The organism is Rhizobium sp. LjRoot98, from assembly GCF_964252935.1.
Taxonomy (GTDB): domain Bacteria; phylum Pseudomonadota; class Alphaproteobacteria; order Rhizobiales; family Rhizobiaceae; genus Pararhizobium.
This window is the reverse complement of sequence record NZ_CAXUPW020000004.1, coordinates 296,633-318,499: the sequence shown is the minus strand read 5'-3', so window position 1 is coordinate 318,499 and position 21,867 is coordinate 296,633. Positions and strand designations below refer to the sequence as shown.

Here is a 21,867-nt window from a genome sequence, read left to right as displayed (position 1 = left end):
AGCAATCAACTCACACGCCCCCTCGGTGAGTTGTCAATATCAGCCAGTGCCATCCCCCGGCGCTGGCTGTTTTTTTGACCTGTTTTCTGAGGTCAGGATTTGCCGCGGGCCGCTCAGCCTTGCGGTATCATGCTTCGGCGATAATTTCGTATTCCCGGGATGGAATGATCAGGCGGTATTCGATGCGATCGGGTGCCGTCAGGTACGTCGCCTTGCCACCGATCGCCACCGGCACGACACGCTCGAGCACCGTGCGCGCAAATGTATGTTCCTCTACTTCCTGCTGGACGACTGACAGCGGCACATGTTCGACCCAGGCCATCTCGATGGCCGCATTATCATCAAACAGGGTCTCGAAACAGTCGATCGTCAGGGAGTTCACGCCCGCAGAGATGGCACCGTAGGATGCCGAATTGACGATCAGTTCGTGCAGCGCAAGGCCAATGTGCAGCGTCGCATTTGGCGACAGATGGGCATTGATGCCGGTGATCGCGATCGGCACTTGGGAATCGGGCCAATAGGCGCTGACCTGGCGCTCGGTCAACGCAAACAGATAAGCCCCCCGCCAGCTGGAATCGGTGACGAGGTCCTGTGAATAGGATAGTGACTGGATACGCCCGCGAAACTTGGTCAGGAAATAGTCGAGTGATAGGGCCTGGCGTGCAGTCTGCGTGGCAATCCCTTGAATAATGGCGAGCAGGTTCTTGGAGCGATGGCTGAGTTCGCGCAGCAGTGTCTTCAGGATACGTTCGCGATGCCGAGTTTCCGAGATGTCGGTGATCACGGAGAGAATTCCAGTCATGTCTGAAGTCTCGACGCGTTCGATATCGAGCCGGTAGGTCAGCATTCCAGTGGGCGATGGGACGTCGATTTCGGTCGATGCGGGGATTTTGGTTCCGGCAACGCCGCGTTTCAGAGCGGTCAGGCGGGCGCCGTCGTCTGCGCCAAAAACGGTTTCATCTGCGTCGGGCGCGGTTGCCAGCAGCTGCAATTCTTCAGGCAGGTTTCCGGAAAGAACAGTATCGAAATTGTCCGACTGGTAGACATAACCCGAGCCTGATTTTTTTAAAACCAGCTCCATCAGGACCTTGCTAACGCTGGCGCCGGTCTTGATCGGGGCGGGATTGCCTGCAGTGACCACACGAAGCGCCTTCCATTCTCTGATCGGCTCTGTGTGGACTTCCCTGGTTCGGGAAAGCGGCAGATTCGATCGGCTTTCTGACCGGAAATGAAACCGGCTCTATGCCAATAGATGTAGACGGGGTGCCTATTTGCCCCCCGTGAACCTTTTCAGCGAGACTGTTAACCGTGCTTTTTCAGGCGGAACCAGGCTCAGGCCGCAGCCTTGGTGGATTCATTGAAGAACAATGCCTGGCTGATCAACGCTTTGACCATGTCCGGGTTAAACGGCTTTGTGACCAGGAAGGTTGGCTCAGGACGTTCGCCGGTCAACAGTCGTTCGGGAAATGCAGTGATGAAAATCACCGGAATGGCGGTGTTCTTCAGGATGTCATTGACCGCATCGATACCGGAGCTGCCATCGGCGAGCTGGATATCGGCAAGCACCATGCTTGGCCGCGTCGCATTGAACAGTGCAACTGCCTCGTCACGCGTGCGGGCGATGCCGGTAACGGTATGCCCAAGGCTTTCGACCATCTGCTCGATATCGATCGCAATCAGCGGCTCGTCCTCGATGATCATGATGTCGGTTGCCACCTGCCGCGAAATCTCTTCGGACGCGCGCTCAAGCAACTGGTTCATCCCACTTTCGGTAGTATCGAGAACTTCGGCGGCCTCGCTGGTGCGGAACCCTTCAACCGAAACGAGGAGAAAGGCCTGGCGCGCGAGCGGCGAGACCGAAGCGAGATTGATCGAAGCACGCTTTTCCCAGGCAAAGGGTGAAACCGGTTCCGGGATGAGGACCGAGGACGAGCCGAACAACTTGGTATAAAGTTGAAACAGGGCAACCCTGTCATTGCTGGCTTCGGGAAAAATGCTGACATCGGTGATCAACGCTTCCAGAACGGCTGCGACATAGGCGTCGCCCGATGTCTGCGATCCCGTCAATGCGCGGGAATACCGGCGCAGATAGGGCAGGAACGGAGCGATCCGGGTGGAAAGTGACATGTAAAAACTCCCTCAATCTGGCCGAGGTAATGGCCATGACAGCTCGAAAACGCCAGGCGGAAAAAAAGGTTCCTTATCGGCGGAACATTTTTTTTCGCCGCGCATTATGCTGCCAGATGAATATTGAAGGTATTTGGCATTGATGACCGACAAACTTGGGGCAGGGCGCGAGACTACCAGGCCTGCGCGCACCGACAATCCAAACGCACAGATTGCAACAAAGCTTCGTGCGCTTTATCTTTCTGTACAGGAAGAAGCCATTCCGGACCGCTTTCTTGACCTGCTTGAGAAGCTCGACGCCGTCGAGCGCCAGTCGATGCCGGATGTGGCAGAATGAGTGGCGGCATGAAGTCTGAGGAGCCCAGTTTCAAGCGTGAAATGCTCGCGGCCCTTCCGAGTCTGCGTGCTTTTGCCATGTCGCTGATCGGCAGGCATGATCGTGCCGACGATTTGGTTCAGGATACCATCATGAAGGCGTGGGCCAAGCAGGACCATTTCGAGATGGGAACCAACATGAAGGCATGGCTGTTCACCATCCTTCGCAACGAACTCTATAGTCAGATGCGCAAACGCGGCCGGGAGGTTCAGGACAGCGACGGTTACTTTACCGAGTCGCTTGCCCAGCATCCCGCGCAGTACGGCTCGCTTGATCTGCAGGATTTCAAGCGGGCGCTGGAAACGCTGCCGCCGGATCAACGCGAGGCTATCATCCTCGTCGGTGCCTCCGGCTTTTCCTATGAGGAGGCGGCGGAAATTTGTGGTTGTGCGCTCGGCACGATCAAGAGCCGCGTCAATCGTGCGCGTCAGCGATTGCAGGATATCCTCAACGTGACCGGTGTAAACGAATACGGTCCGGATGCTACATCAGCGCCCATGACGTCGCGCGCTTTCATCTCCTGATTTCTGCATCGTCCGCCTGAAAAAAACCTTACCTCCAAAGTTTGGCGGGGCGGGCGATGCACAGTGTCATACGGCATGATTGCGTCGCGGGCAGCAATCGTGCAGAAACTGTGGCGGGCGCGTTGCAGCGCTAGGGCGGTACAGGATTGTGGTGCTGCCTGAGCTGGATATGGAATTCATGAACAAAGAGACGAGCCATCTGCAGCCGGCTGTGGCAGCTGCTCTGACATCAGCCGAAAGGCTTGATGTTCTGCGCGCGGTCGTACCAGATATGGCTGAATCGGATGCTGATTTCAGCGACCTTGCGGAAATCGCTGCCAATCTCTTCGATGCACCCGTCGCATTGGTGACCCTTGTCGATGCTGAAAACCAGTGGTTCAAGGCAGCCAGTGGCGTGAGCGAGACGCAGGCACCTGCGGCTGATTCCTTCTGTGTGCACACGGTCGCCGGGGCAGTGGATGGCGCATTGGTGGTTGCAGATGCAACTGCAGACGTTCGCTTCTCTAATCAGCCGCGCGTTACCGGTGAACCCTTCCTGCGGTTTTACGCAGGGGTTCCGCTGGTCATCAACGACCAATCAGTCGGCACGATCTGTGTATTCGATGTCAAGCCACGCGCCGATCTCGCACCCCATCTTGTTGTTCAGTTGCAACGGCTGTCCCGCATCGCGTCTTCTCTCTTCACCCTGAAGCACGAAGCTCGGCAGCGCGCCTTGAAGGAAGCCGTGCTGTCCCGCGAGGAGCAGCGGCATGCAATGGCGCTGGATGCGGCAAATGTCGGCAGCTGGCTGTGGGATATCCGCTCGGGCAATGTTTCCTGCAACGGGCCAATGCTGCGGATGTTCGGCATGCCATCCGCCAAAAATGTCCAGGCCCGCGATATTTTTAGTGCCATTCACCCCGAGGACCGCGTGGCGACCCTGTCGAAGTTCCGGTCCGCCATGACGCACGACCAGGAATATGACGGCACCTTCCGGGTTGCATCGACGGGACGCTGGCTGCTTGGCCGCGGCCGTGTTCACGAGCGCGATGCCGAGGGCAAGGCGACTGTTTTTCTCGGAATCAATGTCGATGTGACTGAGGAACAGGGAGCGACCCAGCGGACCCGGCTTTTGCTGCGCGAACTCAATCACCGCGTCAAGAATACGTTGGCCATGCTGCAATCCCTGGCGCGCCAGACGCTGCGGCAGACAAGTGACCCGCAAGAATTCATGATCGCCTTTGCCGGGCGGCTGCAGGCAATTTCCGAAGCGCATGGGCTGCTTTCGGACCATGAATGGGGTGAAATCCGCCTGTCGGCTTTGTTGGCCAAACAACTGGCGCCGCATGTCCGGGATTATGCGAAACAGATCGAGGTCCACAAGGACGAGATCCTGCTTGGACCGGATCAGGCTGTTGGACTGGGGCTCGTCCTGCACGAACTGGCAACCAATGCGGCGAAATACGGATCGCTGTCGGTTTATGGCGGCCGGGTGGTTTTAACCGCCCGTAGTGTCGATGAAGAGGGCCGCCGTGTCCTGCATATGACCTGGACGGAGGTCGATGGGCCGCCAGTCGAGGAGCCGAAACGGCGCGGTTTTGGCTCTATCCTGATCGAACGCAGCCTGGACAAGGTGATGGGCAGTTCGGTGAAGGTCGAGTATCTACCGGCAGGCTTGACCGCGATTGTCCGCCTGCCGCTCTGAAAAAATCTTTTGCTCTTTCTCAAGACTGGTCACTGTCGCCAGACTTTCGCATCAGTCCAAGGACTGTACCCACGCCGACCGCAAGACCTGCGGCCAGAAGCGGCTGCTTGCGGAACAGTGTCAACGCTGTGGCAATCGCAAAAGTGGTTTGCGCCTGCGATCGGCGGCGCTTTTCGGCGGCGACGCGCTTATCGCGTGCATTGAGCGCATAGATGAGGCCGATAATGATGAGGCCGATAACGATGGAGATCGCTGCCAGGATGATGGTGGCTTTCAAGGGCGTGTAGAGTGCACTCAAATAAATCGCGCCTGCGACGAGTGCGAAGATGTAGGCAGTGAGGAAGAACAGCGACGCCACAGCCCACATCGCGCCATTGCGCCTGTAGCGCGAGACGGTAGCGCTCACATCCGTCACGACAAGCGCCGAAAGCATTGCGGCCAGAGGACCCATTTTTTTCTCCAGGAGGGAGTTCACAAAGGCAGGATGACAACCGTATTGTTTCGCCAGCCTCTGACAGGAAAGCAGGCGGCCTTTTGGACTGCCGCCTGTCTCAATCGCTTTGTTTATCGGCGGATCATGGAAGCAACCAGCAGGCCGAGGGCCGCAGCGGCGCCCAAAGTTGCAACAGGGTGCTGGCGGACGGTCCGGCGAACCTGTTTCTCTGTCACCGAGTAGCGGCTGCGCAATTCGGCAAACAGCGCTTCGGCATTTTCCAAAAGATCCTGGAGCCCGGCTTCCGCTTGGTCACGTGCATCATGAGCCCGCTCGCGAACGTCCTTGGATGCTTCAGAGGCCCTTGAACGCACATCTCTCGAAGCGTCGGCGCCGCGTTGGGACAGAAGCTTGGCCAGTGAAGCGATCTCGTCACGGATTTCGCTGATCTGATCTTCAATCGGGGCATCGAGAAGGCTGCCATTGCGCTTCCTTGCGCCGGAAAAGAGACCTGTGGCCATGAATAAACTCCTTCGTGCGTCGGAACCGGAGGTTCAAGCCGTATCCCGATGTGCTGTCGTGCCGGCAAGTGACATCGTCACCGTGTCAGCGGTTCGCCACATCAACGCGCAAGTTGGAATTTGGTTCCATAGTTCGAAGTGATCTAGGCTGCCGTATGGGGCAGCACGAACGGGACATTGCCCGGCGGTGTTGCGTTGACCCGCATTGCGCAACCGAACACCGCTTCCATCACCGCATCTGTCATCACCTCGTTCGGATGCCCCGTCGCATGGACCCGTCCGGCCTTCATCATGATCATCCTGTCGGCAAACATCGCCGTCAGATTGAGGTCGTGCATGATGGCGATGACGCCGCCGCCGCGTTCGCAAAAATCCTTGGCCAGCCGCATGATGGTCAACTGATGGCGGATATCGAGGTTCGATACCGGCTCATCCAGCAACAGGAAGGCGGGTTCGCCATGCTGGACCGGTTCCCAGATCTGGCAGAGCGCCCGCGCCAGCTGAACACGCTGCTGCTCGCCGCCGGAAAGCTCTTGGTAGAAGCGACCGGCAAAACCGGACAGGTCGACGGCTTCAAGCGCATCGCGGGCAATCCGGTCGGTATCGGCGGCATCCGCTTTTGCTCCGACCGACAGGCCCATGCGGACGATTTCTCGCACGGTGAACGGAAAGGAAATGACGGTGGATTGCGGCAGTACGGCCCGTTTCAATGCCAGTTCCCAGGGCTTCAACGTCGTGATGTTATGACCGTTGATGCTGACGGTGCCGTCATAGGGGATTTCACCGGCAATGGCCTTGAGGCTGGTGGTCTTGCCGGAGCCGTTCGGCCCGACGATCGCCGTCAACTGTCCGGCCGTAGCCTCGATATTGACGCCGTGCAGCACCTGCGTGCCGGAAAGCCGGACGGAGAGATTACTGGCCTTGATCATGGTCTAAAGCCCCATATGGGAGCGGCCGCGCAGCAGGATCCATAGGAAGAACGGCGCGCCGGCAAAAGCGGTGATGATGCCGATCGGCAATTCGGCCGGCGGAACGATGGTGCGGGCGATCATATCGGCAAAGATCAGCAATGTGCCGCCGAGCAGCGCCGATGCGGGCAAAAGATACCGGTGGTCAGGCCCGATCACCATTCTCAGCACGTGCGGAACGACAATGCCGACAAAGCCGATACCGCCGCTGACGGCAACCGAAGCGCCGGTGGAGGCCGCGACGCTGACGATGGCGATGTTCTTCAGCCGCTGAACCGGAATGCCCATGTGGAAGGCCGCGGCTTCTCCAAGCGTCAGGGCGTTGAGGCCGCGCGCCAAAAAGGGAACAACTGCGAGCGATACAAGAATGATCGGACCGGCCGACAGGATTTTCATCCAGTTGGCGCCGGCCAACGAACCGAGACCCCAAAATGTCAGGTCGCGCAACTGCTTGTCGTCGGCCATGAAAATCAGAACGCCGGTGACGGCACCGGCCAGAGCGCCGAGTGCGATACCGGCGAGCAGCATGGTTGCCACCGATGTCTGGCCGCTGCGGGTAGCAATCTTGTAGAGCAGCAACGTGGTGATGAGACCGCCGACGAAGGCCGCAACCGGCAGTGCATAGAAGCCGAAGATTGCAAACAGCGGGCCGAAAAACGAACTGCCAAGCACGATCAGCAACACGGCACCAAGGCTGGCACCAGAAGAAACGCCGACCAGACCCGGGTCCGCCAGCGGATTGCGGAAGAGGCCCTGCATCACGGCGCCAGAGACGGCCAGCGACGCGCCGACCATCAGACCGAGTACGGCGCGCGGCAGGCGAATATCGAGAATGATGATACGATCGCGCACGCTTAAAGCCTGCTCGGCGCCCTCCATACCCAGGAGCCAACGCAGGACGTTACTGAGTGAGGCATCGGCTGCCCCGGTCATGATCGATGCTGCGAACATCGCTGCAGCGACCACCATGAGCACAAAGATGAGCAACTGGGCGAGCCGTGAACGGTCGCCCAGTTGCCAATCGGATTTCAAGCGTGCCGCAAAAGACTGCGACCGGCCGTCACCCATTACCATTTCACTGCGAGGCATTCGGCTTTTTTCCGTAGATGGCTGCATTGAGTTCGCGCACCGTGCTTGCGGTGCGCGGACCGAAGCCCAGCATATGCAGGCCGTCCATACGGATGACCGTCCTGGTCTTTGCCGCAGGGGTCAGGCTCAGGGCCGGATGGCCAAACAATTCATCGTCGCTGGCGGCATGGCCGCCGCTGCGGGTCATCATCAAGACAACATCGGGCTTTGCTTCGATGATCGCTTCGTCGGTCAGCGGCTTGTAGCCCTGGAATGTGCCGGTGGCGTTGATGGCGCCGGAGAGAGCGATGATGCCATCGGCAGCCGTTCCCGTACCGGATGCCATGATCTTGCCGCCCTGCGTGCTGAGGATGAAGATCACGCGCTTGCGTTCGCCTTCCGGACGCTTGGCGGCGTCGGTCACGGCTGCGTCGAGATCCACCTTCACCTGACCGGAAAGGGCGGCTGCCTTCTCCGGCACGCCGAGGAAGTCGCCGACAGCGCGGATTTTCAGGAGAATGCCTTCACGGTCATAGGTTTCCGGAACGGTCTGGAAGGGAATATTGGCGTCTTTCAGAACAGCCAGTGTTTCGGCGGGGCCACTGCCTTCGACAGCGATGATGGCGCTCGGATTGATGGCGATCACGCCTTCCGGGGATAGTTGCCGCATGTAGCCGACATCGGGAAGCTTGGTAGCCGCTTCCGGATAGAGACTGGTCGAGTCGCGGCCGACGAGCTTTCCTTCTTCACCAAGCGCGTAGATGATCTCGGTGATGGCGCCCCCGACGGAAACGAGCCGGGACGTGTCGGCCTTCTGCATTTCCTGTGCGACGGCGGTACGGACGAACGATGCACCATCCGGCAGGACTGCCGGCAGTACGAAGGGGGTGGAGACCGCGAAAATCGCCAGCGCCAGCTCCCAGGAACGCAGCCGGCGGAAATCATAGAGAGCTTTCATGACCGTTCCTTCAGGCCGCTTCGGTGATGTCGAGCCGTGCGAGATTTTCCATGACGGCGCGCCATTCCTCGCGTTCGGCAAAGCCTTCCTTACGCTTGCCAAAGAACTGGATGACCATGTCGCCCTTGGCATCGAGTGCTTCGAGCGAGGTTACATGGCCGTCGGCGGTCGGCTTGCGAACCGCCCAGACTTCGGCCAGGTGATCGCTGCGCAGGTGCAGATGCAATGTCGGATCCATGATGTTGAGCCACGGCCCCATCGTCTGGATATTGGCGACCGGTCCCGAATGGATCTGGATGATGCCGTGATTGCCGACGAAACACATGATCGGAACTTCGATCCTGGCCGCTTCGCGCAGCATCGCTTCGACAGCTTCGGGCTGCAGCTTCCAGGCATAGTCTTCGCCAACCGATTGCAGCGCCTCGCGGCGGCCGACTTTCAGCTTGCGCAGCAATCCATGAAACTGATGCGTATCGGTCATCTTGCTCCACTCGTCACGCAGCGCCGCCACATCGACTGGCGTTGTTTCGCTTTCGGCAATGCTCTCGACCTTGGCCTCAGGGATAAAATTCTGTGACTGATCCTCAAGCCGGAATGCTTCGACGATGCTGTGATAGGCGTCGAGATTGGAAGCCGGGCGCAGGTGTATCTTGTGGACGGCTGTTCCCTGCTTGTCGAAGAACTGCAGGCTGCGGCGCACGTCGTCACCATCGGTCTTGGTCACGGCAAAGCCATGGGCCCAGGCGCCCGGAAAAATGCGCAGGTCGATATTTTCGCCAAGTACGATCGAGGCGTGTTTGCCGGGGGTGATGTTTTCAAAGACGCCGATCTTTTCGTGAACCGCACTTTCGTTGCGGGTAAGCGCCATCACTTCACCAAGTTCCGCCGCCCGTTCCAGAAAGCGATTGGCGCTGCCATCGATGCGAATGCTGGTCAGGCCGCATTCCGCGGCGACGAGGGCTGCTTCCGAAATGCCAAGCTGAGCCGCGATGTCGCGCTCGCGCATCTTCGGATTGGCGGCCCGGTAGGCGCGGATTTCGGATGGAGTCGAGCGGGATGTCTGGGTCATGTGTCTGGCCTATTTGTTCAGAATAAGTTTGCCCTGGCGGGTGATCTTCATGCGGTAGATCGCGCCTTCATGTGCAATGAGGATTTCGTTTGCGCCCCGGAAAAGCTCCCGGCTTTCAACGATGCGCTGCGTCTGGCCTGCCGGCACGACGGCCGGCGCGGCATCTGATTCATTCGGTGTCACAGGTTTCCGGTCCTGATCATGCGGCCGAAAAACAAGGGTTTTCCTTCTTCTTTAGCCGGGGCATTGTGATTAGTATCTTGACTTCATTACTCACCTTTTATTATGGACGCAATACAGGATTTTTTTAGTCCAGTTTAATCGCCGGGCCGAAATGCGCGGTCGGAGGATCGGGCTGACAGGGGCTGATGGCCGGTTGCGGTACGCCACTCTGTGAGGATGGATAAACGATGATGAAATTTGTTAGACTGCTCTCTCTGGCTATTTTGGCGGCTTCGTGTTCTGCCGCGGCGGCTTTAGCGCAGGATGCGGGCACGTCCGGCAATCTGTCGATCGAGATCAATGATCTTGCGCCATCCGAAAAAGGCTGCAAGTTGACATTCGTGGCAGCGAACGAGCTGCCGCAAGCGCTGTCGAAAGTCTCCTTCGAATTCGTGCTCTTCGATGAAAAGGGCTTGGTGGAGCGGATGGCCGTCCTCGACTTCCGCGATCTGCCCGCTGGCAAGACGAAGGTTAGGCAGTTTGATCTGCCCGGAACGAAATGCGAGGCTGTGAAGAGCCTGCTGATCAACGATGCCCCGGTCTGCGCTGGTGACGGTGTTGCCAAGGACGCCTGCATGAAGGCGTTGAAGACAGGGTCGAAATCCGCTGTTGAGTTGAAGGGCTGATGCGGATTCTGCGTCGGTATCTGTGATGAACAATACGATTAAATGGACCGGAGCGATCTTGCTGTCGCTATTGGCGCATGCCGGCGCGACGCAGCTGTTTGAGCCCAACGAAAAACCGCCAGAGCAGGCACTGATCGCAGGTGGGGAGGCCATGGAAATAGCCGTCCTCGGCAACGCGTTCGAAGAGACCGTCCTGGCAGGTGATCCCAGCGAAGCGATCGAACCGGAAGAGGTGGAACCTGAGCCGGTCGAGCCGGAGCCGATGGAAGTGGCGGAGATAATGCCCGTTCAATCCGAGGTGACTGCGGAGACGCCGACCGATATCGTTCCCACCGAAGCTGACGTCATTCTTCCGGCCGAGGAAATAGTGCCGGCCACTGCCGAGCAGCCGGAGATCACGGCAACCGTTGCGCCGGTGGAGACCGTCATTCCGGAGGAAAAGCCGGAAATAAAGCCTGAACCTGAAAAGAAGCCGGAGCCGAAGAAGGAACCGGACGAGGAAAAACCGAAGAAGAAGCCTGTCCGCAAGAAGGCGGGCGATGCCGGCAAGCAGGTCGAAACGGTGACCAAGGGGCAGGCGGATGGGGTCGAAGGTGCTGCCGCCACCGCCAGTACCGGCAAGAAGGGCAAGGCTGCCCAAGAATTCGGAAATGCGGCTGAGAGCAATTACAAGGGCAAGGTCCGCTCGAAAGTACAGCGGCACTTTCGTTATCCCAAATCGGCAAATCGTGAAGGTTTGGGCGGAACGGTGACGGTGAGCTTTACGGTATCTGCGAGCGGAGGTGTATCCAGCGTCAGGATTGTCAAGGGATCCGGATCACCGGTGCTTGATGACGCTGCGGTGAGTGCGGTGAAAAAGGCGGAACCATTTCCTAAAATTCCCGAGGCCGCCAATCGCGGCAGCTGGCCTTTTGTGATCCCGCTCCAGTTCGGCCGTTAGTGCCACGTAAGCCCGTTTTGTCTGGAACATCACGGGCCTACGCCACATCTGGAATACTGCGGCAAAACGCCCGCGGATAATATGACAAAAAAACTCATCTTTATACTTTACTCTTTTTATCAAGTTAAATAGGGTTCCTGCACGATCAGCCGGACGGCCGATTCCGAAACACGCGGAGACTGACATGGGTGACAAGCGGCAGCAGCTCAAGCCGAAGCAGAAGCAGAGCCGGGAGGCAGGAGCGCGCAACGCGCCGGTTTCCGCCAAGACGCAGGAAACACGGCTTGAAGGCCGCAGCTTTCTTTATGTCGGTGGCCGCGATTGCCAGGTGGCGCATCTGCGCCAGATCGCCAGTTCCCATGGTGCAGAACTGATCCATCATGATGGCGGCCTGCGCGAGGCGGTGTCCCGCATCGACAATATCCTTCCGTCCGTCGACTGCGTCTTCTGCCCGATCGACTGTATCAGCCATGATGCGTGTCTGCGGGTAAAGACCGGCTGCAAGAAGTGGGGCAAGGCCTTCGTACCGCTTCGCAACGGCAGCAAGTCGAGCCTGGAACGCGCTTTCCTGGACCTGAAGGCGAGCCGCAGCAACGCCAGTTGATTTGCGGTTCAGGTCGATATCCGGGCGCATTTTCCTCGCCCGACTCTCTGGAGATTAGACATGAACAACGAGCGTCCCGATCAGTTCACGATGATCGGACTGCACAAACTGGCCTCGCAATTCGGCGACGGGTTGGTTCCGGAACTGTACGAGCTTCTGTCACGCCGTGCGCGCATGATTGAAGACAATCCAAACGTCACGGAATTTCCGGCCTGGCAGGCGCGCCCGCCGGTGCGCTCCGCATTGGGGCTTGCGCCTGAGCCGAGAGACAATATCCTGCCGTTTCCGTCCGGTACGGTGCAGACCAAGGATCAAGCTTGAGGATTCTCGCATGTATTTCGCCATGAACCGCTTTCGGATCGCGATCGGCCACGAGACGGCGTTCGAAGACGTGTGGAAGAACCGGGATTCCAGCCTTGCGGACAATGCGGGCTTCAAGGAGTTCAAGCTGTTGCGAGGCGATACCGTGGCCGATGAAGGCTATACGTTGTTCATCTCCAGTTCGATCTGGGAAAGCCGTGAAGCCTTTATTGCCTGGACCAAATCTGAGAATTTCCGGGCAGCCCATAAAAGTGCCGGCGATAACCGGGCGATGTATCTCGGCCCGCCGAAGTTTGAAGGTTTCTCGGCCGTCGAGGGCGCTTAAAGCAGTTCCAGCAAGAGTGCGGGATGAGTTTGCCGGAATGGCTCAAAAACAGAGGTAGAGCGTTTTGGCACGCACGCGAAGCTCAGCTCACCTTGCGCATGAAGAATGCGCCGGCGGCGACGGAAAGCCAGCCGAGCATCATCAACACGCCGCCCGATGGTGCCGACATCGGGAACAGTCCTTGACCCAGGAAATGGCGTGCCGTCAGGTCGGCGGCGAACAGGGCCGTCCCTGCTGACAGTAGCAAGGCTGCAATCGGGGCCGTCCGCATGAAGGGCCAGGCGGCATAAAGCGCGATCAGGGCAGGGGCGTGCGCCAGACACATCGCAGAAGCGCCGCCCAGCAGGCGCGGATCGGCGCCATGGGATGCGGCAGCGGCGCTGATGACGCCGAAAAGCCCCATCAAGCCAGCGATGAAAAGGGTAACCGGCCGCAATTGCCCGTTCTGCATGTCTATTCGTCCTTGTTCTGCATATGGTGGGCGAGCCGTGTCACCGGCTCCAGAATGATCGTCCGTAATTGCGGATGTTGCACTGTCTCTTCCAGCGCCCGGGTAAAACAGAGCAACCATTCATCGCGTTCCTCGGCACCGATCGCCGCACCGAAATGGCGGCTTCTCAGGCGTGGATGGCCGCGTTTGTCGGTATACAGCGGCGGTCCGCCGAGCCAGCCGGTCAGGTATTCGTAAAACTTCTCCTCGCTGCCGGAGAGGTCGGCCGGATGGATTGCACGGCAGCGGGCAGCTTCCGGCAACGTATCCATCAGTTCGTAGAAGCGGTGGGTGAGCGCGCGGACAGTCCTGTCGCCGCCGATTGCGTTGTATAGTGTCTCGGTCTGGCCGTCCGTCATCATCGTGTCCCTGATTACTGGTGGTTCTAGCGTGCCGTGTTTCGCCGTTCCAACCATTTTTCATGAGGGGGATGGGGTTGCGTCGATTGACCGCGCCGTTTGCGCGCAAACCGATCGAACTTGACAAACCGTCCAGACGGTATGATTATTTATTGATGTCTATCGCTCACCATCGCCGCAAGCAACCGGAACTGGTCCGTCAGCAATTGCTGGAGGTCGCCGCGCGTTTGTCGCTTGAGCAGGGGGCTGCAGGCGTGACACTCGACGCCGTGTCGCAGGCAGCCGGTGTCAGCAAGGGCGGGCTGCTGCATCATTTCCCTAACAAAATGGCGCTTCTGAACGGCCTCTTCGATGATCTCACCGGCAAAATGGAGCGCGCGATCGAGGAAGAAATGCGCAACGATCCGGTCGCTCACGGCCGTTTCACCCGCGCCTATCTGTCGGTCGTTTTTGCGTTGGGGGAGGATCCGGATGCGCAGGGTTGGCAGGTCCTGACCATCGCGCTCTTGTCGGAGCCGCAGCTGCGCGAGCGCTGGCGATTGTGGGTGGCTGATCATGCCGATGAATTCGTCGGCACCGATTCGTCACCGGGTTGCCTTTTGGCGCGGTTTGCCGCCGATGGCTTGTGGCTGGCGGATACTCTCAAGAGCCACGATATCGACCAGCCGTTGCGCCAGGCGATGCGGGCGCAACTCATCGCACTTTCCTTGCAGTAACCGGCTACCGGAGCCTCGAATGAATCCCGTCATGCTTTACGCCGTCCTCGTTGGCGCCATCGTTTTCGAAGTGCTCGGCACCTCGGCCATGCAGGCCGCCCAGCACTTCAGCAAACTGGTGCCGACGCTGATCATGGTGGTCTGCTATGCCATCGCTTTTTACTTGCTCTCCTATACGTTGCGGGTCATTCCGGTCGGGATCGCCTATGCGATCTGGAGTGGTCTCGGCATCGTGTTGATCTCGCTCGTCGGCTATTTCGTCTTCGGTCAGAAGCTTGATCTTGCTGCCATTCTCGGTCTCGGATTGATCATTGCTGGTGTCGTCGTCCTCAACGTCTTCTCCAAATCCACCTTCCATTAAACGTATCGCGTCACCAGATTTTCACTTGCAAAAGTGCTGGACGGATTCTATCGCTTCAAATTGAAAGCGGTTTCAATTTTATCGAGCGCTGATGAACGCTGCGCTGAAGGAAGGATTGGTCATGACCATCAAGGCAGTTGTCTGGGGCGAAAACATCCACGAACAGACCAACGCGATCGTCAGGAGCATCTATCCGAACGGCATGCACAACACGATTGCCGCAGCGCTGAACACCGATCCGGCGATCGAGGCGACGACAGCGACATTGCAGGAGCCGGAACACGGCCTGAGCGTCGAGCGTCTGGCAAAGACCGATGTTCTGCTCTGGTGGGGACATAAGGATCATGGCGCGGTGTCGGACGAAGTCGTCGAGCGCGTTGCCAAGCGGGTCTGGGAAGGCATGGGCCTGATCGTCCTGCATTCCGGCCATTTCTCAAAACCGTTCAAGCGGCTGATGGGCACGCCCTGCGCGCTGAAATGGCGCGAGGCGGGCGAGCGGGAACGCCTGTGGGTGATCAACCCGCGCCATCCGATCGCCGAAGGCCTGGACGAGAATTTCGTGCTCGAAAACGAAGAAATGTACGGCGAGCAGTTCTCCGTGCCGGAACCGCTGGAAACCGTGTTCATCTCCTGGTTTGCCGGTGGAGAAGTGTTCCGCTCCGGTCTCACCTGGCGCCGTGGTGCGGGCAACATCTTCTATTTCCGCCCCGGTCATGAGACCTATCCGACCTATCATGACGCCAACGTCCACAAAGTCCTGCGCAATTCGGTGAAGTGGGCCTACAATCCGCAGGGTACTTACAGCGCCATCCATGATGCGCCGAACGTTCCCGTCGAAAAGGCGCTGGAGCCGATCGTCGAACGCGGCCCGCGCCTGCATCAGGCGGGTGAGCAGGGGTACAAGTGATGAAAACCATCCGTCTTCTCGTTCTCGGTACCGGCGGCATGGCCAATACCCATGCCATGAACTTCGCCGCCATTGATGGCGTCGAACTTGTGGCGGCTGTCGATGTCGATCAGGTTCGGGTCGATGCGTTTGCCTCGCGTCACAAGATCGCCAAGACATTCACCTCGCTCGACGAGGCGATTGCTTGGGGCGAATTCGATGCGGTCACCAACGTGACGCCCGACAAGATTCATTATCCGACGACGCTCAAGCTTTTGGCTGCCGGCAAGCATGTGCTCTGCGAAAAGCCATTGGCCGAGGATTATGCCAAGGCCGACGAGATGGCGTCAGCTGCGGAAAAATCCGGTCTGGTGACAATGGTCAACCTCACCTACCGCAATGTCGCCGAAGTGCAGAAGGCCCGCCAGATGGTTCTCGCCGGTGAGATTGGCAAGGTCCGCCATATCGAGGCGTCCTACCTGCAGAGCTGGCTGGTTTCCAAGGCGTGGGGTGATTGGGCAACGGAATCGCAGTGGCTCTGGCGGCTATCGACCAAGCATGGCTCCAATGGCGTACTCGGTGATGTCGGCATTCATATCCTCGATTTTGCTGGATATGGTGCGGCAACCGACGTGGAGCACATTTTCGCCCGGTTGAAGACCTTCGACAAGGCGCCTGGCAACCGGATCGGCGAATACGATCTCGACGCCAATGACAGTTTCACCATGACGGCAGAGTTCGATAACGGCGCGATGGGCGTGATCCACGCCAGCCGCTGGGCTGTCGGCCATCTCAATGAACTGCGCCTGCGCATGCATGGTGACAAGGGAGCGATCGAGGTCATCCATACGCCGGATGGTTCGACGCTCAAGGCCTGCCTGGGTGAGGACATCGAAAAGGGCATCTGGAAAGATATCGATGCCGGAACCGAGCTGACCAACTACCAGCGCTTCATCGATGCGGTGCGCGCCGGAAAGACCGTCGAGCCGGGCTTCCGCCATGCTGCCGATCTGCAGAAGGTTCTTGATCTCGCCATGGTCACCGAGAAGGAACGCCGCGAACTCGCGGTTTAAGTCCTCTTCACCGCAGCCGTCGAGTTGCGGATGACCAGTTCCACCGGCCAGACCTCGCGCAGGTTTTCGGCCGGTGTTCCCTGCAGCATTTCCAACACCATTTCGCCGATCCGCGCGCCCGCCGCGCGGATCGATGATCGTGTCGTCGACAGCGTCGGCACGAGGTGGTCCGGGCTGATATAGGGAAAGACGTCGTCATGCGCGATCAGCGAGATGTCCTCGCCGACCGTCAGGCCGGCAATGCGGATCGCCCGCATGGCGCCCAGCGCCGACATCATCGATCCGGCGACGACGGCGGTTGGTCTGTCCTTGAGTTTCAGGAAACCCTGCATCAGGCGGAAGCCCATCTCGTCGGTGAACTCGCCATGTCCACAGAGGTCCGGATCGATCGTGACGCCACGGGCGCTCAGCGCCGTCTGATAGCCATCCTGCCGGTGTTCGGCAAAAATCCGGCCGCGATAACCGTTGAGCAGGGCGATGCGGCGATGGCCGAGATCGAGCAGATGGCTGGTTGACTGGCGTACCGCGCCGAAATTGTCGATGTCCAGCCAGCCGAAATTGCCGTCTGAATTGGTTCGACCATGCACGATGAACGGCAGGCGCAACGAATTCAGCAGGGCAATGCGCGGGTCGTCGAGAAACGGCGAGTGCAGGATAATGGCATCGACGCGCTTGCTGGCGGCAAGGCGGCGATAAGTGGCCAATTCCGCCTCGGGTGAATCCACCGTCGAGACGAGAATGTCAATTTCCTCCTGCTGCAGCCGCCCGCCAAGCCCGCCCATGAATTCGCTGGTATGTGGCCCGAATTCGCCGCCGCCCTTCAGTACGATGCCGATGACACCGACCCGGCCGGTCGCAAGTCCGAGCGCGCTGGTATTCGGCCGGTAGCCATATTCGAGCGCTGCCTTCAACACCCGTTCGCGGGTTGCCTGCTTGACCTCGGGATAGCCGCTCAAGGCGCGGCTGACCGTCGTCTGCGACAGTTCCAGCCGGTTTGCGAACTCCTTGAGGTTCATGCGGAATTTCCTGTTGCTTGCGTCTCAGTGTAGGCGGCTTTACGGCTGTGGCAAAGGGGCTATACCGGGCACGCCCTCGCGAACTCGGCGGGAAAAATCCGGGGCGTTGTCTGCTGCCTGCGCTCGCGTACTGATGGCGCCACCCCTCTGGAGTTGCTCCAGCGTAAAGCCGGGTGTGAACCCGTTCACGCCGATAATATAAGAGGGAAGGTAACCGGAAAGGATCAGCCGGTAATCCAGCGGCAGCGCGCCGGAAGCGATGTGATTGATCATTGCGAAAACGATCGTCGTGCAGTTGGCGGTGATCGTGTTGTAATATTGCGGGGTCTCGTTGAGGCCGTTGGCGATATCGACATAGGACAGGAAAAGCGACCGCATTGCCGGCTTTGGAATGTTGAGGCGGTAGAGATAGACGTCTTCCTTGCGGACATTGGTCCGCACCCTGACGATATCGCGCTCGTCGGCGGCAATGATGCTCATCTCGAACTCTTTGAAGAATCCGCCGATTTCCGAAAAGCTCTCCGTCCGCTCCTTGCGGATTTCCACTGAAAACGTGACGAACTGGCCGTCCTCGAAACCGAAGGACACCAGCGTATGGGCAATCGCCGGGCTCGACCAATAGGACAGGAGCAGATCTACGGAGGCCAGCTTGTCGAGGTTGTAGGTGCGGTTTTCCCAGCGCGCCGTGTAGTCCGTCGATGTCCGCCAGTCGAAATTGCGGACATTGGCAAGCGTGACCTCGGGACTGTTGACGACGCCTGCGACGATATGGGCCACCTCGTCTGCCCAGTCTCGGCTGTTGCTGGCCGGAATGGCGTTCCACCAAAACAGGAGAGCGGCGATCAGCAGCGGATAGAGCAGAGATGCAAGACGCGGATGCCAGCGCAGATAGGCGTAGAGTGCGAAAAGCGAAACGAAGGCCCAAACTGCAGCGATGAGTATTCTCACAGGGGCTGGCCCGGGCGCCTGATAGAAGAGCGCCATCGCGCCCCAGATTGCAAAACCAAGAATGGCGAGGGTTGAAATCACCCGGATGATGAAGCTCAAGAGGTGAAAGCGGGGGCGTTGAACAGGTTCGCTCATTGTGCGCCAACTGTCATGGAGGCCTGCATTGCAAGCCCTTTGTGCCATTTCATGTCCATGACAGCCCCCTTCGTTTCCCTGTTCTGCAATGCCAGATTTTCCCGCAAACAGACATCGTTTTTTTATTTTTCCGCATTTTCCGGCGATGCAAGCGCGCATGTCGGCCGTTTCTGCGATGGCGACAGCCTCACCGGATGCGGGCAGTTAAGCTGTTATACCACCATTGTTTTTTGCCTGTTGAATTTTGCAAGAGCCGCATTGTTATTTGTCATATGTTTGAATAGCATCGCGTTCTTGACCAATCGGACAAAAATTGGCTGACGCCGATAAATCTATCACGCAGGACGGGATTTTTTTTAATGCAGGCGGTTTTCGACGGTCACAATGATGTGTTGCTGAGACTGTGGAGCAATGCCAAGACTGGCGCTGATCCGGTCATCGAGTTTTCCGAAGGAACGGCGGAAGGTCATATCGACGGCCCGCGCGCCCGGAAGGGCGGCCTCATCGGCGGATTGTCGGCGATCTATATCCCGTCCGATCACCTCGTCCTGAAGACGCCCGACGAGAACGGTCATTATGCGACCGAGCTGTCCGAGCCGCTGGGGCGGCAGCCGTCTCTCGACATCGCCTTGGAATTTGCCGCCATCGCACTCCGGCTTGATCGGGCCGGTGCCTGGAAGCTTTGCCGTTCGACCGCTGATATCCGCGCCGCGATGGAAAACGACATCTTTGCCGCCGTGCTGCATATGGAAGGCTGCGAGGCGATCGGTGCCGATCTCACCGCGCTTGAAACATTTCATGCTGCCGGGTTGCGTTCGCTTGGTCCCGTGTGGAGCCGCAACAACATCTTTGGCCATGGCGTGCCGTTCGCCTATCCGATGGGGCCGGACACCGGCCCAGGCCTGACGGACGCCGGTTTTGATCTGGTGCGCGAGTGCAATCGTCTCGGCATTCTCATCGATCTGGCCCATATCACGGAAAAAGGCTTCTGGGACGTGGCGAAAACCACCGACCAGCCGTTGATCGCCAGCCATTCCAATGCCCATTCCCTAACCGCCGTTGCCCGCAACCTGACAGATCGTCAGCTGGATGCGATCCGTGACAGCAAGGGGCTGGCCGGCCTGAACTATGCGACGACCATGTTGCGGCCCGACGGGCTGGAAAATGCCGATACGCCGATCTCCGACATGGTCCGGCATATCGATTACATGGTCGAGCGCATGGGCATCGATTGCGTGGCACTTGGATCCGATTTTGACGGCGCAACCATTCCGGAAGGCGTAACCGATGCGGCTGGCAACCAGAACCTGATTGCTGCTCTCAGAGGCGCCGGATATGGTGACGCCGAACTGACAAAAATATGCCGGGAAAACTGGTTGAGGGTTTTGGCTCAGGCCTGGCACGAAGCCGCCTGAACCAAGAAGAGAAAGCCCAGCACGGGCTCCAAAAAGGGAACAGAAAGATGATGCATTCATTGAACAAGCATGTCCGCATGTTGACGGCCGGTGCCGCCATGTCGCTGATCTTGATGGCGGGTGCGCCCGCATTCGCCGAAACACCGGCCGATACGCTGGTCGAAGGTTGGGCGATCGACGACATCATCAGCATGGATCCGGGCGAAGCGTTCGAGTTGTCGACCGCTGAAGTGACCGCCAATACCTATAGCTATCTCGTCCGCCTCGATATCAACGATACGTCGAAGGTTGTTGGGGATCTCGCCGAAAGCTGGACGGTTTCGGATGATGGCCTGACCTACACGTTCAAGCTGAAGCCCGACACGAAATTTGCCTCCGGCAATCCGGTAACTGCCGAGGATGTTGCCTATTCTATCGAACGCGTCGTCAAACTCGACAAGAGCCCGGCCTTCATTCTCACCCAGTTTGGCCTGACCGGCGACAATGTTGCGGAAAAGGCGAAGGCGACGGATGCGAGCACGTTCACGTTCACCGTCGACAAGGCCTACGCGCCAAGCTTCGTGCTCAACTGCCTGACCGCGACGGTCGGCGCCGTCGTCGACAAGAAGCTGGTGTTGGAGCATGTGGCTGCGGTCACTCCGTCGGCCGAATACAAGTACGACAACGATTTCGGCAATGAATGGCTGAAGACTGGTTATGCCGGTTCGGGTGCCTTCAAGCTGCGCGAATGGCGCGCCAACGAAGTCGTTGTCATGGAACGCAACGACAACTACTACGGCGAAAAGACGCCGCTTGCGCGCGTCATCTACCGCCACATGAAGGAAAGCTCCGGTCAGCGTCTGGCGCTAGAAGCCGGTGACATCGACGTGGCGCGCAACCTCGAGCCGGGCGATTTCGATGCCGTTTCGAAGAATGCCGAGCTCGCCACCACCAACGCGCCGAAGGGCACCGTCTATTACTTCAGCCTCAACCAGAAGAATGCCAATTTGGCCAAGCCGGAAGTGGCAGAAGCCTTCAAATATCTGGTCGACTATGATGCGATCGGCTCGACCCTGATCAAGGGTATCGGCGAAATCCATCAGACATTCCTGCCGAAGGGCGTTCTCGGCGAACTGCCGGAAAACCCCTACAAGCTCGACGTCGCCAAGGCCAAGGAACTGCTGGCCAAGGCCGGTCTTGCCGATGGTTTCTCGGTAACCATGGACGTGCGCAATACGCAGCCGATCACGGGTATCGCCGAATCCATCCAGCAGACGCTGGCTCAGGCCAACATCAAGATGGAAATCGTCCCCGGCGACGGCAAGCAGACGCTGACCAAATACCGCGCCCGCACGCACGACATCTATATCGGCCAGTGGGGCCAGGATTATTTCGATCCGAATTCGAACGCTGAAACCTTCACCGTCAACCCGGACAATTCCGACGAGGGCAAGAACAAGACGCTCGCCTGGCGCAATGCCTGGGATGTTCCGGCAGAGTGGACAGCGGAGAGCAAGGCTGCGCTCCTCGAAAAGGACGCAACCAAGCGCGCCGACATGTACAAGGACCTGCAGAAGAAGGTCTTGGAAAAGAGCCCGTTCGTGGTCATCTTTCAGCAGACCGAAGTTGCAGGTGTCCGTGGTAACGTGAAGGGTTTCAAGCTCGGTCCGAGCTTCGATACCAACTACGTCTTCACGGTCTCCAAGGATTGAGCCCGAGATAG

General features: G+C 58.7%; 28 protein-coding genes. 15 read left to right on the top strand and 13 right to left on the bottom strand.

All coding sequences use genetic code 11. The features are described from left to right. Positions 1-127 precede the first annotated feature (127 nt). Together ACSQ3J_RS15945 and ACSQ3J_RS15940 are read right to left on the bottom strand one after the other, a co-directional pair. Entirely contained in the window at positions 128-1,081 is a 954-nt protein-coding gene (locus tag ACSQ3J_RS15945) for a sensor histidine kinase (RefSeq protein WP_060506078.1), read from the bottom strand. 251 nt (positions 1,082-1,332) lie between these two features. Next, positions 1,333-2,127: a response regulator gene (locus ACSQ3J_RS15940; protein ID WP_060505886.1), complete on the bottom strand. Its 795-nt coding sequence runs from the start codon at positions 2,125-2,127 to the stop codon at positions 1,333-1,335. Between the two features lie 142 nt (positions 2,128-2,269). Here ACSQ3J_RS15940 and ACSQ3J_RS15935 point away from each other — a divergent pair, with 142 nt between their 5' ends. The 3 genes from ACSQ3J_RS15935 (at position 2,270) to ACSQ3J_RS15925 (ending at position 4,711) form a co-directional block, all read left to right on the top strand. After that, positions 2,270-2,464 (top strand): NepR family anti-sigma factor, encoded by a 195-nt coding sequence (locus ACSQ3J_RS15935; RefSeq protein ID WP_060505885.1) that lies wholly within the window; start codon positions 2,270-2,272, stop codon positions 2,462-2,464. A gap of 8 nt (positions 2,465-2,472) precedes the next feature. Then, the gene (locus tag ACSQ3J_RS15930) at positions 2,473-3,027 is read left to right on the top strand and encodes an RNA polymerase sigma factor (RefSeq protein ID WP_060505884.1); all 555 of its coding nucleotides are present in this window, start codon (positions 2,473-2,475) and stop codon (positions 3,025-3,027) included. Positions 3,028-3,205: 178 nt separating this feature from the next. Then, positions 3,206-4,711 (top strand): sensor histidine kinase, encoded by a 1,506-nt coding sequence (locus ACSQ3J_RS15925; RefSeq protein ID WP_060506077.1) that lies wholly within the window; start codon positions 3,206-3,208, stop codon positions 4,709-4,711. A gap of 19 nt (positions 4,712-4,730) precedes the next feature. Here ACSQ3J_RS15925 and ACSQ3J_RS15920 read toward each other — a convergent pair whose 3' ends face one another. The 7 genes from ACSQ3J_RS15920 to hemP form a co-directional block, all read right to left on the bottom strand. Further along, on the bottom strand, positions 4,731-5,162 hold the full coding sequence (locus ACSQ3J_RS15920) for a hypothetical protein (RefSeq protein WP_060505883.1): 432 nt from the start codon (positions 5,160-5,162) through the stop codon (positions 4,731-4,733). Positions 5,163-5,275: 113 nt separating this feature from the next. Then, positions 5,276-5,665 carry a DUF883 family protein gene (locus tag ACSQ3J_RS15915; RefSeq protein WP_060505882.1) on the bottom strand — a complete coding sequence of 130 codons (390 nt, stop codon included), beginning with the start codon at positions 5,663-5,665 and terminating at the stop codon, positions 5,276-5,278. A gap of 143 nt (positions 5,666-5,808) precedes the next feature. Further along, positions 5,809-6,594: a heme ABC transporter ATP-binding protein gene (locus ACSQ3J_RS15910; protein WP_060505881.1), complete on the bottom strand. Its 786-nt coding sequence runs from the start codon at positions 6,592-6,594 to the stop codon at positions 5,809-5,811. A 3-nt stretch (positions 6,595-6,597) separates the two neighbouring features. Beyond that, positions 6,598-7,722, bottom strand: coding sequence for a FecCD family ABC transporter permease (locus ACSQ3J_RS15905; RefSeq protein WP_060505880.1), 1,125 nt, complete (start codon positions 7,720-7,722; stop codon positions 6,598-6,600). Next, positions 7,709-8,659: a heme/hemin ABC transporter substrate-binding protein gene (locus ACSQ3J_RS15900; RefSeq protein ID WP_060505879.1), complete on the bottom strand. Its 951-nt coding sequence runs from the start codon at positions 8,657-8,659 to the stop codon at positions 7,709-7,711. The genes ACSQ3J_RS15905 and ACSQ3J_RS15900 overlap by 14 nt, the downstream gene beginning before the upstream one ends. A gap of 10 nt (positions 8,660-8,669) precedes the next feature. Then, positions 8,670-9,728: a hemin-degrading factor gene (locus ACSQ3J_RS15895; protein ID WP_060505878.1), complete on the bottom strand. Its 1,059-nt coding sequence runs from the start codon at positions 9,726-9,728 to the stop codon at positions 8,670-8,672. A 9-nt stretch (positions 9,729-9,737) separates the two neighbouring features. After that, positions 9,738-9,875, bottom strand: coding sequence for a hemin uptake protein HemP (gene hemP / locus ACSQ3J_RS15890; protein ID WP_244482329.1), 138 nt, complete (start codon positions 9,873-9,875; stop codon positions 9,738-9,740). Positions 9,876-10,141: 266 nt separating this feature from the next. Between hemP and ACSQ3J_RS15885 the strand changes: the two genes are divergently transcribed. The 5 genes from ACSQ3J_RS15885 (at position 10,142) to ACSQ3J_RS15865 (ending at position 12,766) form a co-directional block, all read left to right on the top strand. After that, complete coding sequence (locus ACSQ3J_RS15885; protein WP_060506076.1) at positions 10,142-10,576, top strand: hypothetical protein; 435 nt, start codon at positions 10,142-10,144, stop codon at positions 10,574-10,576. A gap of 25 nt (positions 10,577-10,601) precedes the next feature. Beyond that, entirely contained in the window at positions 10,602-11,516 is a 915-nt protein-coding gene (locus tag ACSQ3J_RS15880; RefSeq protein ID WP_060505876.1) for an energy transducer TonB family protein, read from the top strand. 184 nt (positions 11,517-11,700) lie between these two features. After that, on the top strand, positions 11,701-12,120 hold the full coding sequence (locus tag ACSQ3J_RS15875; protein WP_060505875.1) for a DUF2325 domain-containing protein: 420 nt from the start codon (positions 11,701-11,703) through the stop codon (positions 12,118-12,120). A 60-nt stretch (positions 12,121-12,180) separates the two neighbouring features. Next, on the top strand, positions 12,181-12,441 hold the full coding sequence (locus ACSQ3J_RS15870; RefSeq protein WP_436039533.1) for a hypothetical protein: 261 nt from the start codon (positions 12,181-12,183) through the stop codon (positions 12,439-12,441). Between the two features lie 10 nt (positions 12,442-12,451). Then, positions 12,452-12,766: an antibiotic biosynthesis monooxygenase family protein gene (locus ACSQ3J_RS15865; RefSeq protein ID WP_436039532.1), complete on the top strand. Its 315-nt coding sequence runs from the start codon at positions 12,452-12,454 to the stop codon at positions 12,764-12,766. 82 nt (positions 12,767-12,848) lie between these two features. On the opposite strand, the gene ACSQ3J_RS15860 is transcribed toward ACSQ3J_RS15865, so the two are convergent. Continuing rightward, entirely contained in the window at positions 12,849-13,217 is a 369-nt protein-coding gene (locus ACSQ3J_RS15860; RefSeq protein WP_436039531.1) for a DUF423 domain-containing protein, read from the bottom strand. A gap of 2 nt (positions 13,218-13,219) precedes the next feature. Continuing rightward, positions 13,220-13,615 (bottom strand): group II truncated hemoglobin, encoded by a 396-nt coding sequence (locus tag ACSQ3J_RS15855; RefSeq protein ID WP_436039530.1) that lies wholly within the window; start codon positions 13,613-13,615, stop codon positions 13,220-13,222. 155 nt (positions 13,616-13,770) lie between these two features. On the opposite strand from ACSQ3J_RS15855, the gene ACSQ3J_RS15850 reads away from it, so the two are divergent. The 4 genes from ACSQ3J_RS15850 to ACSQ3J_RS15835 all read left to right on the top strand — a co-directional run bounded on the left by ACSQ3J_RS15850 (position 13,771) and on the right by ACSQ3J_RS15835 (position 16,651). Continuing rightward, a complete protein-coding gene (locus ACSQ3J_RS15850; RefSeq protein ID WP_060505871.1) occupies positions 13,771-14,331 on the top strand; it encodes a TetR/AcrR family transcriptional regulator in 561 nt (186 codons plus the stop codon). Positions 14,332-14,350: 19 nt separating this feature from the next. Continuing rightward, positions 14,351-14,692, top strand: coding sequence for a DMT family transporter (locus ACSQ3J_RS15845; protein ID WP_436039529.1), 342 nt, complete (start codon positions 14,351-14,353; stop codon positions 14,690-14,692). Positions 14,693-14,813: 121 nt separating this feature from the next. Next, the gene (locus ACSQ3J_RS15840; RefSeq protein ID WP_436039528.1) at positions 14,814-15,599 is read left to right on the top strand and encodes a ThuA domain-containing protein; all 786 of its coding nucleotides are present in this window, start codon (positions 14,814-14,816) and stop codon (positions 15,597-15,599) included. Positions 15,600-15,607: 8 nt separating this feature from the next. After that, positions 15,608-16,651 carry a Gfo/Idh/MocA family protein gene (locus ACSQ3J_RS15835; protein ID WP_436039599.1) on the top strand — a complete coding sequence of 348 codons (1,044 nt, stop codon included), beginning with the start codon at positions 15,608-15,610 and terminating at the stop codon, positions 16,649-16,651. On the opposite strand, the gene ACSQ3J_RS15830 is transcribed toward ACSQ3J_RS15835, so the two are convergent. Together ACSQ3J_RS15830 and ACSQ3J_RS15825 are read right to left on the bottom strand one after the other, a co-directional pair. Beyond that, positions 16,648-17,667, bottom strand: coding sequence for a substrate-binding domain-containing protein (locus ACSQ3J_RS15830; RefSeq protein ID WP_436039527.1), 1,020 nt, complete (start codon positions 17,665-17,667; stop codon positions 16,648-16,650). The genes ACSQ3J_RS15835 and ACSQ3J_RS15830 overlap by 4 nt on opposite strands. A gap of 39 nt (positions 17,668-17,706) precedes the next feature. Beyond that, complete coding sequence (locus ACSQ3J_RS15825) at positions 17,707-18,750, bottom strand: lipoprotein N-acyltransferase Lnb domain-containing protein (protein WP_436039526.1); 1,044 nt, start codon at positions 18,748-18,750, stop codon at positions 17,707-17,709. A gap of 51 nt (positions 18,751-18,801) precedes the next feature. Here ACSQ3J_RS15825 and ACSQ3J_RS15820 point away from each other — a divergent pair, with 51 nt between their 5' ends. From ACSQ3J_RS15820 to ACSQ3J_RS15810, 3 genes are read left to right on the top strand one after another with little or no spacing between them, the layout of a single operon-like run. Continuing rightward, a complete protein-coding gene (locus tag ACSQ3J_RS15820; RefSeq protein WP_436039525.1) occupies positions 18,802-19,071 on the top strand; it encodes a hypothetical protein in 270 nt (89 codons plus the stop codon). 38 nt (positions 19,072-19,109) lie between these two features. Then, on the top strand, positions 19,110-20,165 hold the full coding sequence (locus tag ACSQ3J_RS15815) for a dipeptidase (RefSeq protein ID WP_436039523.1): 1,056 nt from the start codon (positions 19,110-19,112) through the stop codon (positions 20,163-20,165). 47 nt (positions 20,166-20,212) lie between these two features. Then, a complete protein-coding gene (locus ACSQ3J_RS15810; RefSeq protein WP_060505866.1) occupies positions 20,213-21,856 on the top strand; it encodes an ABC transporter substrate-binding protein in 1,644 nt (547 codons plus the stop codon). Positions 21,857-21,867: the final 11 nt, after the last annotated feature.